Consider the following 14,857-nt stretch of genomic DNA (forward strand, 5'->3'; position numbering starts at 1 on the left):
GGGTCGGCAGGGAAAGGGTCAGGGCCGGATTGGGCCAGAAAAAGTGAGACAGGCGGCCATAAAAAATGCAGCCCGGCGGAGCCGGCCTGCATGATCACTGAGTGAACGGCGGGTTTGCCTAGCCGAATTTCACCACGGCCTCGCCCGTCACGGCGAGGGCGCCGCTTGAGGTGAAGATGCGGGTAGCCAGGGTGACGATGGGCTTGTCATCGCGCAGGGCGATGATCTCCACCTCCGCCGTCACCTCGTCACCGACGAACACCGGTTGCTTGAAGCTGAGGCTCTGACCGAGATAGACACTCCCTTCCCCCGGCAGTTGCTGACCCAGCAACCCCGAGAAGAGGCTGGCCAGCAGCATGCCGTGGACGATGGGGCGCTCGAACGGCGTGCCGGCGGCAAACACCGGATCCAGGTGCAGGGGATTGAAATCCTCCGACAAGCCGGCAAAGGCACTCACTTCCGTTGCGCCAAAGCGCTTGCTCAGGCTGGCCTTCTGGCCGATGGCGAGCGTGCTCATGCCGGTACCTCCTCGTTGGTGCCGCTAAAGATGGGGTTGAGCCGCGCCTTGACGTAGCTGCCGGGGGCCGCCGCCAGTCCGTCGGATGGCAGGCGGGCGGGAACGGGGTCAGCCTCCTCGCTGCGGCTGCTGATGAAGCCCATCATCTCGGGCCACCAGGAGCCGGTCTGGTGGGTCGCGCCTTCATACCAGGCCTCGGGGGTCTCGCATTGGGTATCGTTTTGCCAGAAGCCATATTTGTTGGCCGCCGGCGGGTTGATGATGCCGGCGATGTGGCCCGATTCGGCCAGGATGAAGCGCTGCTCGCCACCGAACAGCTTCATGCCCTGCCAGGTGCCTTGCCAGAGGGCGATGTGATCGTCGATGGCCGATACCAGCAGCACCGGCGTCTTCACCTTGGAAAGATCGATGCGGGTCTGGCGGATCTTGAGCTCCCCCTTCACCAGCTGATTTTCCAGGTAGAGACGGCGCAGCAGGCTGTTGTGGGTCTTGCCCGCCACGTTGGTGCTGTCGCTGTTCCAGTGCAGCAGATCGAAGGCCACCGGGCTCTGGCCCTTGAGGTAGCTGTCGATGTAGTAGTTCCAGTAGAGGCTGTTCTCCCGCAGCAGGCTGAAGGAGACGGCCAACTGGCGCCCGTCCATGATGCCTTTGGCCTCATTTTGAGCCTCCAGCGCGGCGATGATCGGCTCGTGAATGAAGATCCCGAGCTCGCCGGGCTGGGAGAAGTCCAGCAGGGTGGTGAACAGGGTGGCGGAGCGCACCCGCTGCTTCTGGCGACGGGCCGCCAGCCAGCCCATGGCGAGCGACAGTGCGGTGCCGCCGATGCAGTAGCCGATGCCGTGCACCTCCCGCTCGCCGGTAGCCGCTTCGATGCCGTCCAGGGCGGCGATCACCCCGTCGACCACGTAGTCGTCGAGATCGACTTGCGCCTGGGCCACCCCCGGATTGCGCCAGGAGATCATGAACACCGTCTGGCCCTGGGCGACCAGCCAGGCGACCAGCGAATTTTGTGGCCGCATGTCCATGATGTAGTACTTGTTGATGAAGGGCGGCACGATCAGCACCGGGGTCTTGCCCACGGTGTCGGTGGTCGGGCTGTACTGGATCAGCTCATAGAGCTCGGTGCGCTGCACCACTCGCCCCGGGGTGGTCGCCAGATCCCGGCCCAGCTCGAAGGCGGACTCGTCGGTCAACCGGATGTTGAGCTGATCGGCGCTGCGCTCCAGATCCTCGGTCAGCAGGGCCAGTCCGCGCACCAGGTTTTGGCCGTCGGAGTCGAGGGTGAGCTTGAGCAGCTCGGGGTTGGTGGCCAGGAAGTTGCTGGGCGCCATGGCGTTGATGTACTGGCGGGTGAAGAAACGCAGCCGCTCCCGGCTCTTGTCGGGTACGCCTTCCAGCGCGTCTACCGAGGCCAGCAGGTGCTTGGCGGTGAGCAGATAGGATTGCTTGAGGTAGTCAAAAATGGGTTGTTCGCTCCAGGCCTCGGCCTTGAAGCGGCGATCGCTGCGCTCCGGGACTATCACCGGTGCGCTCTCCTGGCCTGCGCTCTTGAGCAGGGTGTGCTGCATCAACTTGAGCTGATCCTGCCACCAGTTCATCTGGGAGTGGATCAATTGCCAGGGTTGTTGGCTGCTCTGTTCCAGCACCTGGCCGATATCGTCCAGATTGGTCTGCAACAAAGCCTGTGCGGTGCGCTCGGTCTGGGCCTTGGCCATGCCCATCAGCTTGTCGTTATAGTGGGCCAGGGCCTCGAACAGCGGGCCGTAAGATGATTGGCTCATGTTCTCTCCTTCACCCACGCCCGTGGCGGGAACAAGCCCGTCATGTGGAGTCGTGGGGAGATGTGGCTGCCCGGGTGGGCAGCCAGGGGGTATCAGGCCTTGCCCGTGCTCTTTTTGATGCCATCCGCGGTCAGGACATCCAGCTCTTCCTTGAACTGCAGACCCAGGGCATTGAGTTTCTGGATGTCATCCAGCATCTGGCGGGAGAGCTGGCTGGCGCTTTCCAGTTGCACTGTGCCAAGGGCGGCCAGGCTCTGGGCATCCTGCACCTTGCCCACCGCCTGCAGCTGGTTCAACCCCAGCTCGGCATAGGCGCTGGCGGAGGCCAGTTGCAAGCGGGTCAGCTGTTCGATGTTGCTGGCCAGCAGCTGGTTGTAGCGGGTGAGCGGGGAGGTGAAACCTTGCATCTGCTCGGTAAAGCTCTTGAGGATATCCATATTCATCATGCGTCTCCAATTCGGCTGAACTGTGTTGTTATGAGCCAGCGGGCTCTCTTTGTTGGGTACTACTCATCATCCATGTTTACACGTGTCTGCTCTGTTCAAACACCTGTTTAACCATTCTGCAACCAAATGCGATTTGATGTAAATGACATAAGTGTTAATTTGCGTTTGAATTTTAATTTCATCTGTTTCTTTCCTGGAGTGGATTCAGACGGGAGATGACGCAGCGAGGCTGGACGGACCTCGTGCCGCAGACTCGGCGCTGATAGTCTGGCAAGACATTCAGATCTTTAAGGAATACCGAGATGAAATCCCTTGCCCTGCTGTTTGGTTGCGGCGCGCTGGCCTTGACTGGCGCCGCCCATGCCAGCACGCCGATCCAGGTCTCGCTGCCCGGCATCAATCTGCCGGCATCCCATCAGGTCGAAGGGGCGCGCGCCTCCTTCCTGTATGGGCGGACTGGTCAGGTCAAGGGCATCGACTTGCCGGTGTTCGCGCTCTCCGACGTGGATCAGTTCACCGGTTTGCAGCTGGGCATCTTCTTCGGGGCCGCCCGGGTGCGTCATCAGTTTGGCGGGGTCGCCATCAACGCCGTCAACTGGCACGAGGGACAGGACACCGGGCTGAACCTGGGCTTCGTCAACCTGACCAACAACGTGCAGGGGCTGAACTGGGGCGCGGTCAACGTCGCCAAGGGCAACGCCCTGGCCAACGTCGGTTTCATCAACTATGCCGAGCGCACCACCTTCCAGCTGGGCTTCATCAACGCCACCAAACACCTAGATGGCTTGCAGATTGGCCTGGCCAACTACGCCGAGAACGGTATCTTCCCCATCTTGCCCCTCATCAACTTCAAGAAATCCTTCTGAGGCCGGGTCTGACCTTGCGGGCCTTGCATTAGTGGAGGCAAGCATTACTCTGTGCAGCATTGTGAGTGCGAAGAAGTGATCTTGAGATGACAGTAGGGCATATGGATGCCATCGGCATCGGCTGGGATGTGAGAGGCTGGCAGGGCAACGCCCAGGCGGTGGCCGTGGTGGGCTGGCAGGCCGACGAGCAGCGACTGTGCTGGCTGGGGGTCTCCCCGCTGTTTCGGTTGAGCTCCAGGGTCGCCCCGGATCTGGACGCCTTGCTGCGTCCGGCGCTGCAAGACGAGATAGGACTGATGCAGGTACTGGCGTGCCCGCAGCTGGTATTGGGGATAGATGCGCCGCTCGCGTTTCCGCGGGCGCTTGCCGAGCTGCTGGCGGGGAGGGGAGCGCCCTGCGCCGTGCCCCAGCGGGAGATCGACAACCCATATGCCTATCGGGACTGCGAGCGCTGGTTGCATCGGCAGTACGGCAAGAAGCCGCTCTCGGCCACCTTCGACAGGCTGGGCAACAACGCCACCCTGGCGCTCTCCATGTTGCCGCGATTGGCGGACTTGCAACTGGTACCAACGCGGGCTCCTGCCGCCGATCGTGCTGTGCTGGAGGTCTATCCGGCCCTGGCCAAGGTTGGCGGCAAGGCCTCGGTGGCGCGAAGCGAGATCGCCGCGCAGCTGCCGTCTGACCTGACACCCGGCACCGATCGCTACGATGCCGCCCTCTGCGCCCTGATGGCGCTGCAATATGCCGCCAGGGGAGGCATCCCCTCGCTGCCGTCTTTGGTCTCGCCCCCCGTCGATTTCCCCCTGGACGAGGGCTGGGTCTATCACTTCGCCCGGGATTAAGCGCTGAACTCGGGGCCTCATGGCCCCTTGCTTACCCCATTGGTCTCTTGTTGGCCGCCGCTGATGGTCAAGGCCTGTCAACTCTCTCTTCGATCTTCTTCTATCATCCCCTGATATTGGCCTGCGCTGTTGAAATATCACTCTCATATGCCATCAAACAATGGTGTTGAACCACAAAATCAGACTGCCGAAGATCTCGTGCCCCAAAACCCCCGGCACAGCAGCAGCCGGGGCGAGCAGGCGTCTAATATGCCGCTGGTGGGTGATTTTAAAGAACAAATGGCGCCTCGCGCCGGGAATCACTGGAAGAGCCGTCTCTTCATCCGATATATTGCCTGCTTTCCTCATCCTTCTTCTGTGGTGGTTTCGATGAAACGCATTCTCTCTATCCAGTCCCACGTGGTATTTGGTTGTGCCGGTAACAGCGCCGCCGTGTTTCCCATGCGCCGTCTCGGCATGGAGGTCTGGCCCATCAACACGGTGCAGTTCTCCAACCACACCCAGTACACGGCTGGCTGGCAGGGGATGGCGATGCCGGCGGGCCACATCGCTGCGCTGTGCAAGGGGTTGATGGATATCGAGGTGCTGGGCCGGTGCGATGCGGTGCTGAGCGGCTACCTGGGCTCGGCCGAGCAGGGGGACGAGATCCTGGCCGTGGTGGCGGCGGTCAAGGCGGCCAATCCGGCGGCCATCTATTTCTGCGATCCCGTCATGGGCCACCCTGAGAAGGGCTGCATCGTGGCCCCCGGCGTGACCCGCTTCCTGACCGAACAAGCGCTGCCGGTGGCGGATATCATGGCCCCCAACCTGCTGGAGCTGGAGACCCTGTGCGATACCTATCTGGCCGATCTGGCCCAGACTCGCGCCGCCGCTCACCAGTTGCTGGCCAAAGGGGTAAAGATGGTGCTGGTCAAGCATCTTGGCCGCGCTGCCAGCCAATCCGGCCGTTTCGAGATGCTGCTGGCCACGGCCGAAGGGGATCACCTGATCGCCCGGCCGCTCTATGAGTTCGCCCGCCAGCCGGTGGGGGTGGGGGATCTCATCAGTGCCCTGATGCTGGCGAACCTGCAGGCGGGCTTTGATGCCGTCACGGCCTTCGAGCGCACCAATGCGGCGGTGGACGCGGTCTTGCTGCGCACCTGGCAGGCGGATGCCTATGAGCTGCAGCTGATCGAAGCGCAATCCGCGTTCGCCGAGCCCACCATAGCGCACCGGGCCGAGCGACTGGCCTGATGGCATGATCAGCCCGCTATGCAGCGGGCTGATCAGCTATCATCTCACCTACTCGGCGCTCCCCGGCGTGACCGGTTGGAAATGCTCGACGGTGGGGAAGGGATCGTAGAAGTGGTGCAGCAGCGCCTTCCACTGCTGGTATTGGGGGGAGCCCCGAAAGCCCTGGGTGTGATCCTCGAGCCGTTGCCAGTTGACCAGCAGCAGGTAGCGGTGGGGATCGATCAATGAGCGCTGCAACTGGTGGCCGGCGTAGCCCGGCATGGCGCTGATGATGTGCTGCGCCTGGGCAAAGGCCTGCTCGAAGGCGGCGCTCTGGCCGGGGATGATCTGCAGCGGGGCGACTTCCAATATCATGATGGCTCCTTGCCTGGTTGAGAAAGAGGTGCCATTTCAACAAGCCATGGCCCAATAAACAAGACCAGCCGCGCGGCTGGTCTTGTTGTCTTGACGTTGAGGATGCCTGGGCCCCCAACGGAGGCCTCTGCGCCTGGCTCAGAGCTGCTTGTAGAAGAACTGGGTCGCCGCGAGCGAACCGTCGGCGCTGCGGGCGAAGTCCGGGATCTGGCCCGCCTCCTGATAACCGAGCTGGCGATAGAGGCTGGAGGCCACGTCACCCACCCGGGAGTCCAGCACCAGCAGGGTGCGTCTCGCATCGCGAGCCCCTTGCTCCATGGCTTCCATCAGGGCGCGACCCACGCCCTTGCCGCGCGCCTGGCTATGCACCATCAGCTTTTCCACCTCGGCCCGGTGACCGCCGTTGGCCTTGGTGCAGAGCGACAGTTGCAGGGCGCCGACCAGATGGTGCTGATCGAAGGCCACCCAGAGTCGGCGCACCCCGTCGGCCAGTTCCCCCTCTATGCCTTGCCAGTATTCCAGCCCTTGCTCTTCCTGCAGGGGAGGCAGGAAGCCCACCGAGGCGCCGCTGGCCACGCTGTCTTGCAGCAGGCTGATCAACGCAGGCTTGATGCCTCTGGTGCTATCGACCTCAAGGATCTCCATCGACACTCTTCATTCTCCATTCAATATTGCCAATAAAATCAGATATTAACGGATTAACGCTCAGTCTGCCAATTCGTGAGATCGCAGGCGAGAGAGGGGCGATATTTCGTCAGTCTCTCGACTCTCAACGGATCAAGCCCTGCTCCGCCAGCCAGTGAAACAGCAGGCGGGAGACGGGGGAGATCTCGTCCAGATGACGGCTGTCGAGCCAGCGCAGCTCGGCGATCTCCGCCGAGGCGACGGGGATGCCCTCGACCTCGCCGGTGTAGCAGCGCAGCCTGACCTGCACGCCTTCCGGTTTGCCATCGGCCTGGGCGCTGAACTCGCAGGCGAAGCGCAAGCTCTGCGGCAGCAGGTTGATCGCCAACTCCTCTTCGATCTCGCGCACCAGCGCCACCTCGTCGCTCTCCCCAGGCTCGCGCTTGCCACCGGGAATGTAGTAGATGCTCTTGCCGTGGGATCGCGCACACAGCAGCTGTTTATCCTGAAAGCTGAGCCATGCCAACTTGTCTATCATGGTGTTTCCTTTGTTGTTAGTTGAGTCTGCTGCTCGCACAGGGTGCGGTAGGAGCGGGGCTCCAGCTGATCCTTGCCGAGGGTGAGCTGGGCGGCCAGCGCCAGCAACTGCTGGCGATAACCGGGCAGGGCCGCTTCGTCGTCGGTCATGATGGCCAGCTCGGCAAAGTCGCCGATCCCGGCCAGGTGATCCAGGGTCAGGTGGAAGGGGCCGAGGAAGTAGATGCTGCGCCGTTTGTCGATGGTCAGCACCTGCTGATAGCCCAGGTTGTGCAACATGCTGATGGCCTTGTCGGTGTCGCTGATGTCAACGGCCTCGCAGCGATCCGGCCCCGGTCCCTTGACTATCCACAGCCGGATGCCGGAGGGCTGCATGATGCGAATAAGCAGGCTCTTGTCCTGGCTCGCCAGACTGTGCTCGGGCGTGTCGAAGTAGCAGTCTCGCTCCTGGTTGTCTTCGAGCATCACCTCGGGATTGAGGCGTCCGAGGGCGGCAAGGAAGGCGGCGCGATCCCCAAGGCGGTACTTGAATTCCACCTCGAAGCGACCCTGAAAATGTGTGGCCATGGCTGTGCACTCGGATGACAAGACGGCAAAGGAATAGCGCAGACTAGCAAATGCGCAGGCCCGGCCCAAGCGCCTGGATCACAGCCTGAGGTCAATCGCCGTCTTTGTGCGCAGTTGGCGCCTGAAAACCCGGCCCGGCGCACAGCCTGTGGTCGGGCGACTGGGCGCCGCGGGGGGGGCTGTGCTCTAATAAGCTCCCTCTTTGGCGGTAGCACCTCGTGCCACCCCTGAACAACGACAATGAGCGCGCGGCGGCGAGCGGCCGGCGCCCGTGGAGCCACAGATGCAGATCACGCAATTGAGCAACTTTATCGGATTGGGGGTGGCGGGCAATTTCGCCGGTCATCTGGAGCAGGCGGGCGAGGCGGCGGACTTCGTCGCCGTCAAGGTCACCGACAAGGTGGCTCCCAAGGCGCTGTTCCCCTTCTATGTCCCGTCCCACCCGGGCCAGCTCGGCGTCTTCCCATTGAGCAGCGCCGCCATCTTCCTGCCAGAGGCGGCGGTGAGCGGTGACGAGAAGGTGCAGATTGAACCGGAGGTCGCGCTCTGGTGCGAGCTGGAATACGAAGGGGAGCAGGTGATCGCCATTCGTCCCAAGGCGTTTGGTGCCTACAACGACTGTTCCATCCGCCGTCCCAACGCCAGAAAGATCAGCGAGAAGAAGAACTGGGGCGAGGAGAGCAAGGGGCTGGCCGCTAATCTGCTGCCGCTCTCCGGCTTTGCCGAGGGCTGCGAGCTCGATGACTATCGCATCGCCTGCTATCTGGAGCGCGGTGGCGAGTTGCACCCCTATGGCGTCGACAGCGCGGCGGTGGACTACAGCTACTTCCATCAGCAGTTGCTCGACTGGAGCATTGAGAAGTTCAACCATCAGCAAGATGAAGGTCCGGCGGAGCACATCCAGGGGCTGCTGGCACAAGCGGGTCGCCCAAGCCATGCGCTGATCAGCATAGGCGCCACCCGCTACACCCCGTTCGGCGAGACCCACTTCCTGCAACCCGGCGACACCGCCTGCGTAGTGGTCTATCCGGCGAGCCGCTACGGCGAGCAGGAGATCCAGGATGCCATCCGCGCCCGCGACTTCGGGCCGGACGTCTCGGCGCTGCTGCAGGCGGTCAAGACCCGCTGATGTGCCCGGCAGGCCCGCCACCCGGCGGGCCTGCTTTTTATCCTGCTAACCCACCGCCGACCCGTGAACCCTGCTGCTTGACCCACCTGCCGCCTGGTTTGAGCAAATGCCCCGCGCCGCATATGACGGGAAGCAGGGCCGCAAGCCGATTGAATAAAGCCGATATAACAGTATGATTTGCCAAGAAAAGCCTCTTTTCTTCGCAAGGATACCGACCTCATCATGGTGGAACTCAAAATCCTGGCCCTGTTCCTGGTGACGGCGCTGGCCGAGATCCTGGGCTGCTATCTACCTTATCTCTGGCTGACCCAGGGCAAGAGCCCCTGGCTGCTGCTACCGGCGGCCCTGAGCCTGGCCCTGTTTGCCTGGCTGCTCTCCCTGCATCCGACTGCTGCCGGCCGTGTCTATGCCGCCTATGGCGGTGTCTATATCTTCGTGGCCATCTTCTGGCTCTGGGCCGTGGATGGCATCAGGCCCACGTTGTGGGATCTGGTTGGTGCGGGGGTGGCCCTCGTCGGCATGGCCATCATCATGTTTGCCCCAAGGCCCGCATAAGGCGAGATCAGGAGATCGTCAAGGGTGGTGATCAGGGAGTGTGAGCCACTGGCTGGGGAGGGCAGACCCTATCCGTTGCTGCACCTGGCGCCGCGCGAGCAGGAATCGTCCGAACAGAATGTGGCAGCGTGAACAAAGAGAGGAACAGCGATGACCCCGACCCAGCAAGCCTTTATGGATGCTTATCTGGCGACCCTGAGTGCGGCAGAGCACGGTGCCATCCCCCAGACGGTGGCGGAGCATTTTTGCGCCGATGAGGCCAACGCCAACGAGTGCGCTCGTCTGATCGAGGCCGGCATCAAGCGGGCCTCTTGCAGCCTGAAGGCGGGTTATGTGCGGCAGCAGGAGCCGCTGCCCAACGTGGGTCGGCTCTGCCTGGTGCTGAACTGGGCCCAGGAACCGATCTGTATCGTGCGGCTGACCGAGGTGTCATTCTGCCCATTCGAGGCGGTGACGGCAGAGTTTGCTGCTGCCGAAGGGGAGGGTGATGGGACTCTTTCGTGGTGGCGTGATGTTCATATGGCGTTTTTCACTGCCGATGCGGCCGCCCTCGGGGGGCCTTTCAACGAGCAGTCCGAACTGGTGCTCGAGCGCTTCGAGAAGGTCTATCCCCGCTGAGCCGGATTGCACAATAAAAAACCGCCTATCGGCGGTTTTTTATTGTCAGCGTGGGCGGTGAACGGCCTCACTCCTCGTTGGAGTTGTCCTGATAGTCGTCACGCTGGGTCTTGGGCAGGCGGCGCATGGGGGTGAAGCCGATGTCTTCTCCCACGATCTCGCGCTTGCGGGGCTGGGCGGGCTTCCTGGCATCGCCCTTGGCCGCAGGCTTGCCGCCTCTGGCATTGTCTTTGGCCCCCGGTTTGCCTTTGGCCGCCTTGTTGTTGTGCTTGGCGTTGGCATGACCCCTGTCCCGCGACGGGTTCTGCAGCGGTTTGTTGCCCGGCAGGGTCTGACGAGTCAGCTTGCCGTTCGGCTCGTAGCCTTCCAGGATCTCGCTCGGGATGCTCAGGCCGATCAGCGCTTCTATGGCCTTGAGCTGATCCTGCTCATCCAGGCTGACCAGGGAGATCGCCTCGCCGCCCCGGCCAGCACGGCCGGTACGACCGATGCGGTGAATGTAATCCTCGGCCACCTGGGGCAGCTCGAAGTTGATCACGTGGGGCAGGTTGTCGATGTCGAGGCCGCGGGCGGCGATGTCGGTGGCGACCAGCACCCGCACCTTGCCTTCACGGAAATCCGCCAGCGCCCGGTTGCGGGCACCCTGGGTCTTGTCACCGTGGATGGCGACGGTGTCCAGCCCATCCTTCATCATCTGCTCGGCGAGCCTGTCGGCGATCTGCTTGGTGCGCACGAACACCAGCACCCGCTGCCAGTTGTTGCGGCCGATCATGTGGGAGAGCAGCTCGCGCTTGCGCTCGCGATCCACCTTGATGATGCGCTGGTTGACCTGCTCGGCGGTGCTGTTGCTCGGGCTCACCTCGATGAGGGTCGGGTTTTTCAGCAGATCGTCCGCCAGCGCCTTGATGTCATCGGAGAAGGTGGCGGAGAACAGCAGGGTCTGCCGCTCTTCCGGCAGCGCCTTCATGATGCGGCGAATGTCGGTGATGAAGCCCATGTCGAGCATGCGATCCGCTTCATCCAGCACCAGCACTTCCAGCTCGCTCAGGGTGAGGGCGCGCTGGGTCAGCAGATCCAGCAGCCGGCCCGGGGTGGCGACCAGGATGTCGATACCGAGCTTGATGGCGTCCAGGTTCGGCTTGATGCTGACGCCGCCATAAGCGATCAGGGTACGAAATGGCAGGTGGTGAGCGTACTTGATGATGCTCTCGCCCACCTGGGCGGCCAGCTCGCGAGTCGGGGTCAGCACCAGGGCGCGGACCTGGCGACGACCGCCACGGCCGTGATTGGCCAGCAGACGGTGCAGCATGGGCAGGGTGAACCCGGCCGTCTTGCCTGTGCCTGTCTGGGCGCCGCCCAGCACGTCCTGTCCCGCCAGAATGGCCGGAATGGCTTGCTGCTGGATGGGGGTGGGCTGTTCGTAACCCAGCCCCTTGACGGCCCGCAGTATGTGCGGTGACAGACCCAGTTCATTGAATGACATGTTCGAGAGAAACTCCGAGCCTTGGGCTCAACAGGGGCGGCGCTCAACTGGCCGCCACGACATGGAAAAGATTGTGGGCGCGTAATATAGCAGAACTGCGGCGACTGCGCAGCAGTCCTGTGGTGCAGCAGGAAGTGCCGGGAGGCGAGAGGAGCTCGGCCCTCCCGCCATCTGGGAGGACCACCGCCGTGGCTGCCCTTGCAAGGACGGAGGCGCGACCTCAGGGCGTGGTTATGGCGGCTGAAGCAGGGTGCTGATCTTGTCAGTCAGCGCCTCGGGTTTGGTCTGGGGGGCGAATCTGTCCACCACCTCGCCGTCGCGGTTGATGAGGAACTTGGTGAAGTTCCACTTGATGGCTTCACTGCCGAGCAGGCCGGGTTTTTGTTGCTTGAGCCAGCGATAGAAGGGGTGAGCCTGCTCGCCGTTGACCTCGCACTTGGCCAGGATGGGGAAGCTCACCGGGTAATCCAGCGAGCAGAAGCGGGCTATCTCCTGGGCATCGCCGGGCTCCTGATGGCCGAATTGATCGCAGGGAAAGCCCAGGATCACCAGCCCCTCTTGGCCGAATTGGCGGTAGAGCGCTTCGAGCCCGGTGTATTGGGGGGTGAAGCCGCAGCGGCTGGCGACGTTGACCACCAGCACGACCTTGTCGTGCAGCTCGGTGACCGGCAAGTCGCTACCATCGAGGCGCTGCAGGGAGAGGGAGGGAATGGGCATGGCCGGCTCCTGATTGATGGATGATGAGATGGGAATATACAGGGCCCATTCAGGGTACTGGATCTGCACGTTAACGGGCCCGGGACGGCGGGGCAAGGGGGAAATACCGGGGCCGGCCGCCGGGTATTGATGGCGGGACTTCTCAGGAGAAGCAATCCGGTTTGTGCCGGGGTCTGTAAGTCGCTACAAAGCGCACTATCTCCACTCGTTGCGAGCCCAATCTTGGACTATCAAGCCGTCATGGATGCCATTTACACCCGAGGATGGGTGATAGTGGATGATTTTTTAACCGCCGATGAGGTGGATGCCCTGAAGGGCTGCCTGCCGAGGGATTGGCAACCTGCCGGGATCGGGCGGGAGGGGTTGCATCAGGGCAACCCGGAGATCCGCCGTGATCAGATCCATTGGCTGGAACCCGATCAGGGAGGGCCGGTGGCGGATTATCTGGCGCGGATGGAGGCCCTGCGCCTGGCGGCGAATCGCAGCCTGATGCTGGGGCTGTTCGACTACGAGGCCCACTTCGCCCGTTATCGCGGCGGCGACTTCTATGCCACCCATCGCGATGCCTTCGCCGGTCGCTCCAACCGCCGCCTCACCTCGGTGTTCTATCTCAACAACGGCTGGCAGCCGGAAGCGGGTGGACTGCTGCGGGTCTATGACAACGACGAGCAGTTTCTGATGGACGTCTCCCCCCAGGGCGGGCGACTGGTGTTGTTCCTCTCCGAGGAGTTTCCCCACGAGGTGTTGCCCGCGAGCCTCGAGCGCTACAGCATCGCCGGCTGGTTTCGGGTCAATGGCAATGCCGTGGGACGGGTCGATCCCCCTCGCTGACGCTTGCTGATGAGAGGGACGAGACCTTTTCTGACACAGCCGTGACCATCATCCGCGCCTTTCTGGCCCCATGGGGGGGAAGAGGGGCGCCATCAGCTGACAAGGCTTGGCCTCCCTTGTACACTGGCCGCACTTATGTTCGTTTCTGGCTTCGCCCGGTTTTTTTCGTGCGGTGGATCATCACAGATCATGGCGAAGCCGCTTCTCCCAAGGGATCACATCTAATGAAGAACATGCATGTTTTGCTGCTGTGCGGCGGCGGCGGTGCCGAACACGAAGTCTCTCTGCGCAGTGCCAATTTCCTCGAACAACAGCTTGCCCTCCTGCCCGATGTCGACGTGACCCGGGTCGAGATGTTTGCCGATCGCTGGCTCAGTGCCGATGGTCGCGAGTGCAAACTCGGGCTGGACAAGCTGCTCTCCTTTGACAGCGTGGCGCGTCCGGTGGACTACGTGGTGCCCTGCATCCACGGCTACCCGGGCGAGACCGGCGATCTGCAATCCTTCCTCGAGCTGGCGGGCCTGCCGTACCTCGGTTGCGACGCCGAGGCGAGCAAGATCTGCTTCAACAAGATCAGCACCAAGCTGTGGTTCTCCGCCCTTGGCATCCCCAATACCCCCTATCTGTTCCTGACCGAGCAGGACGAGGCGGGCATCGCCGAGGCAAAAGCCGCGCTGGCCAAATGGGGCAAGGTGTTTATCAAGGCGGCCTCGCAAGGCTCCTCCGTCGGCTGCTACTCCGCCAGCAACGAGGCCGAGCTGCTGCAGGGCATCAAGGATGCCTTCGGCTACTCCGAGCAGGTGCTGATCGAGAAGGCGGTCAAGCCCCGCGAGCTGGAAGTGGCTGTCTATCAATACGGCGACGAGCTGGTGGCGACCTATCCTGGCGAGATCTGTGTGCCGACCGACAAGTTCTACACCTATGAAGAGAAGTACAGCAGCGCCAGCCACACCGAGACCGCCCTGCGGGCCGAGGGCCTGACCCAGGCACAGTCCGACGCCATCCAGGCCTATGCCCTCAAGGCATTCCGTCAGCTCAAACTGACCCACCTGTCGCGCATCGACTTCTTCCTGACCGAAGAGGGGGAGATCCTGCTCAACGAGATCAACACCTTCCCGGGCATGACCTCCATCTCCATGTTCCCGAAACTGCTGCAGCACCACGGCCACAGCTTCGCGCACTTCCTCGAGCAGGCCCTGCGTAAATCTGTCTGAGCGCGGCATGCATAAACGAAGAGGGGCCATCAGGCCCCTCTGTCATATGGGATGCAACGCAACTCACATGGGGGCTGAGGTAAACAGCCAAATGTGGGCCCCTTGCGGATCGGCAATCAGCGCCATGCGTCCAACGGTGGGGATGTCCATGGGCGGCACCACCAGGCTGCCTCCGTGCTGGACGACCTTGGCGAGTCTGGCATCCACGTCATCCACTGCGATATAGGTGGCCCAGTGCGGTGGCACTCCGGCCATCTGCGGGTTGCCTTTGGTCGCCTGCACCCCGGCCACCGGTCGACCGTTGGCGATCAGCATGGGGTAGTCAAATCCCTCCAGCGCCGTCTGCTGCACCTGCCAGCCGAGCACCTCGGTATAGAAACGCGCGCCGGCCTCGCCATCGGGCACATAGAGCTCGTGCCAGGTAAAGGTCGAGCCTTCGGCCAGGGCGTGCTCCCTGGCCATGTCTTGATCAGCCATCTTCTCCTCCTGTGTCCCATCCCGGATCCCGTGGGTGGGATCATGGGTGACGACCAAGTATAGAGC

18 protein-coding genes are annotated in these 14,857 nt (G+C 62.6%); 8 read left to right on the forward strand and 10 right to left on the reverse strand.

The genetic code is table 11. From position 1 onward, the window contains the following. Positions 1 to 118: 118 nt before the first annotated feature. The 3 genes from ACZ9IL_RS05820 to ACZ9IL_RS05830 all read right to left on the reverse strand — a co-directional run bounded on the left by ACZ9IL_RS05820 (position 119) and on the right by ACZ9IL_RS05830 (position 2,741). The gene (locus ACZ9IL_RS05820; protein WP_476002658.1) at positions 119 to 517 is read right to left on the reverse strand and encodes a MaoC family dehydratase; all 399 of its coding nucleotides are present in this window, start codon (positions 515 to 517) and stop codon (positions 119 to 121) included. After that, complete coding sequence (locus ACZ9IL_RS05825; protein WP_476002659.1) at positions 514 to 2,298, reverse strand: class I poly(R)-hydroxyalkanoic acid synthase; 1,785 nt, start codon at positions 2,296 to 2,298, stop codon at positions 514 to 516. Before ACZ9IL_RS05825 ends, ACZ9IL_RS05820 begins: the two co-directional genes overlap by 4 nt. Positions 2,299 to 2,390: 92 nt before the next feature. Next, complete coding sequence (locus ACZ9IL_RS05830; RefSeq protein WP_476002660.1) at positions 2,391 to 2,741, reverse strand: phasin family protein; 351 nt, start codon at positions 2,739 to 2,741, stop codon at positions 2,391 to 2,393. A 305-nt stretch (positions 2,742 to 3,046) separates the two neighbouring features. Between ACZ9IL_RS05830 and ACZ9IL_RS05835 the strand changes: the two genes are divergently transcribed. From ACZ9IL_RS05835 to pdxY, 3 genes are all read left to right on the forward strand, one after another. Beyond that, positions 3,047 to 3,610 (forward strand): VC2662 family protein, encoded by a 564-nt coding sequence (locus tag ACZ9IL_RS05835; RefSeq protein ID WP_476002661.1) that lies wholly within the window; start codon positions 3,047 to 3,049, stop codon positions 3,608 to 3,610. Positions 3,611 to 3,696: 86 nt separating this feature from the next. Further along, complete coding sequence (locus ACZ9IL_RS05840) at positions 3,697 to 4,452, forward strand: DUF429 domain-containing protein (RefSeq protein ID WP_476002662.1); 756 nt, start codon at positions 3,697 to 3,699, stop codon at positions 4,450 to 4,452. 369 nt (positions 4,453 to 4,821) lie between these two features. After that, positions 4,822 to 5,685 (forward strand): pyridoxal kinase PdxY, encoded by an 864-nt coding sequence (gene pdxY / locus ACZ9IL_RS05845; RefSeq protein WP_476002663.1) that lies wholly within the window; start codon positions 4,822 to 4,824, stop codon positions 5,683 to 5,685. Between the two features lie 48 nt (positions 5,686 to 5,733). Here the strand turns inward: pdxY and ACZ9IL_RS05850 are convergent, their stop codons facing one another. The 4 genes from ACZ9IL_RS05850 to cyaB all read right to left on the reverse strand — a co-directional run bounded on the left by ACZ9IL_RS05850 (position 5,734) and on the right by cyaB (position 7,767). Then, positions 5,734 to 6,039, reverse strand: a complete 306-nt coding sequence (locus ACZ9IL_RS05850; RefSeq protein WP_476002664.1) for an antibiotic biosynthesis monooxygenase family protein — start codon at positions 6,037 to 6,039, stop codon at positions 5,734 to 5,736. 138 nt (positions 6,040 to 6,177) lie between these two features. After that, on the reverse strand, positions 6,178 to 6,684 hold the full coding sequence (locus ACZ9IL_RS05855; protein WP_476002665.1) for an N-acetyltransferase family protein: 507 nt from the start codon (positions 6,682 to 6,684) through the stop codon (positions 6,178 to 6,180). Positions 6,685 to 6,808: 124 nt separating this feature from the next. Next, positions 6,809 to 7,201: an NUDIX hydrolase gene (locus ACZ9IL_RS05860; protein WP_476002666.1), complete on the reverse strand. Its 393-nt coding sequence runs from the start codon at positions 7,199 to 7,201 to the stop codon at positions 6,809 to 6,811. Continuing rightward, positions 7,198 to 7,767 (reverse strand): class IV adenylate cyclase, encoded by a 570-nt coding sequence (gene cyaB, locus ACZ9IL_RS05865; RefSeq protein WP_476002667.1) that lies wholly within the window; start codon positions 7,765 to 7,767, stop codon positions 7,198 to 7,200. The genes ACZ9IL_RS05860 and cyaB overlap by 4 nt, the downstream gene beginning before the upstream one ends. A 283-nt stretch (positions 7,768 to 8,050) precedes the next feature. Between cyaB and ACZ9IL_RS05870 the strand changes: the two genes are divergently transcribed. The 3 genes from ACZ9IL_RS05870 to ACZ9IL_RS05880 all read left to right on the forward strand — a co-directional run bounded on the left by ACZ9IL_RS05870 (position 8,051) and on the right by ACZ9IL_RS05880 (position 10,069). Next, positions 8,051 to 8,896, forward strand: a complete 846-nt coding sequence (locus ACZ9IL_RS05870; protein WP_476002668.1) for a DUF5718 family protein — start codon at positions 8,051 to 8,053, stop codon at positions 8,894 to 8,896. Between the two features lie 222 nt (positions 8,897 to 9,118). Continuing rightward, complete coding sequence (locus tag ACZ9IL_RS05875; protein ID WP_476002669.1) at positions 9,119 to 9,451, forward strand: YnfA family protein; 333 nt, start codon at positions 9,119 to 9,121, stop codon at positions 9,449 to 9,451. Positions 9,452 to 9,601: 150 nt separating this feature from the next. Beyond that, a complete protein-coding gene (locus ACZ9IL_RS05880; protein WP_476002670.1) occupies positions 9,602 to 10,069 on the forward strand; it encodes an ASCH domain-containing protein in 468 nt (155 codons plus the stop codon). Positions 10,070 to 10,136: 67 nt separating this feature from the next. Here ACZ9IL_RS05880 and ACZ9IL_RS05885 read toward each other — a convergent pair whose 3' ends face one another. Both ACZ9IL_RS05885 and ACZ9IL_RS05890 read right to left on the reverse strand, forming a co-directional pair. Then, on the reverse strand, positions 10,137 to 11,552 hold the full coding sequence (locus ACZ9IL_RS05885) for a DEAD/DEAH box helicase (RefSeq protein ID WP_476002671.1): 1,416 nt from the start codon (positions 11,550 to 11,552) through the stop codon (positions 10,137 to 10,139). Between the two features lie 231 nt (positions 11,553 to 11,783). Then, positions 11,784 to 12,269 carry a glutathione peroxidase gene (locus tag ACZ9IL_RS05890; RefSeq protein ID WP_476002672.1) on the reverse strand — a complete coding sequence of 162 codons (486 nt, stop codon included), beginning with the start codon at positions 12,267 to 12,269 and terminating at the stop codon, positions 11,784 to 11,786. Between the two features lie 222 nt (positions 12,270 to 12,491). Between ACZ9IL_RS05890 and ACZ9IL_RS05895 the strand changes: the two genes are divergently transcribed. Then, positions 12,492 to 13,100, forward strand: coding sequence for a 2OG-Fe(II) oxygenase (locus tag ACZ9IL_RS05895; protein ID WP_476002673.1), 609 nt, complete (start codon positions 12,492 to 12,494; stop codon positions 13,098 to 13,100). 224 nt (positions 13,101 to 13,324) lie between these two features. After that, on the forward strand, positions 13,325 to 14,314 hold the full coding sequence (locus tag ACZ9IL_RS05900; protein WP_476002674.1) for a D-alanine--D-alanine ligase: 990 nt from the start codon (positions 13,325 to 13,327) through the stop codon (positions 14,312 to 14,314). 63 nt (positions 14,315 to 14,377) lie between these two features. Here the strand turns inward: ACZ9IL_RS05900 and ACZ9IL_RS05905 are convergent, their stop codons facing one another. After that, complete coding sequence (locus tag ACZ9IL_RS05905) at positions 14,378 to 14,791, reverse strand: VOC family protein (protein ID WP_476002675.1); 414 nt, start codon at positions 14,789 to 14,791, stop codon at positions 14,378 to 14,380. Positions 14,792 to 14,857 lie beyond the last annotated feature (66 nt).

Source organism: Aeromonas sp. TECH754 (genome assembly GCF_056279295.1).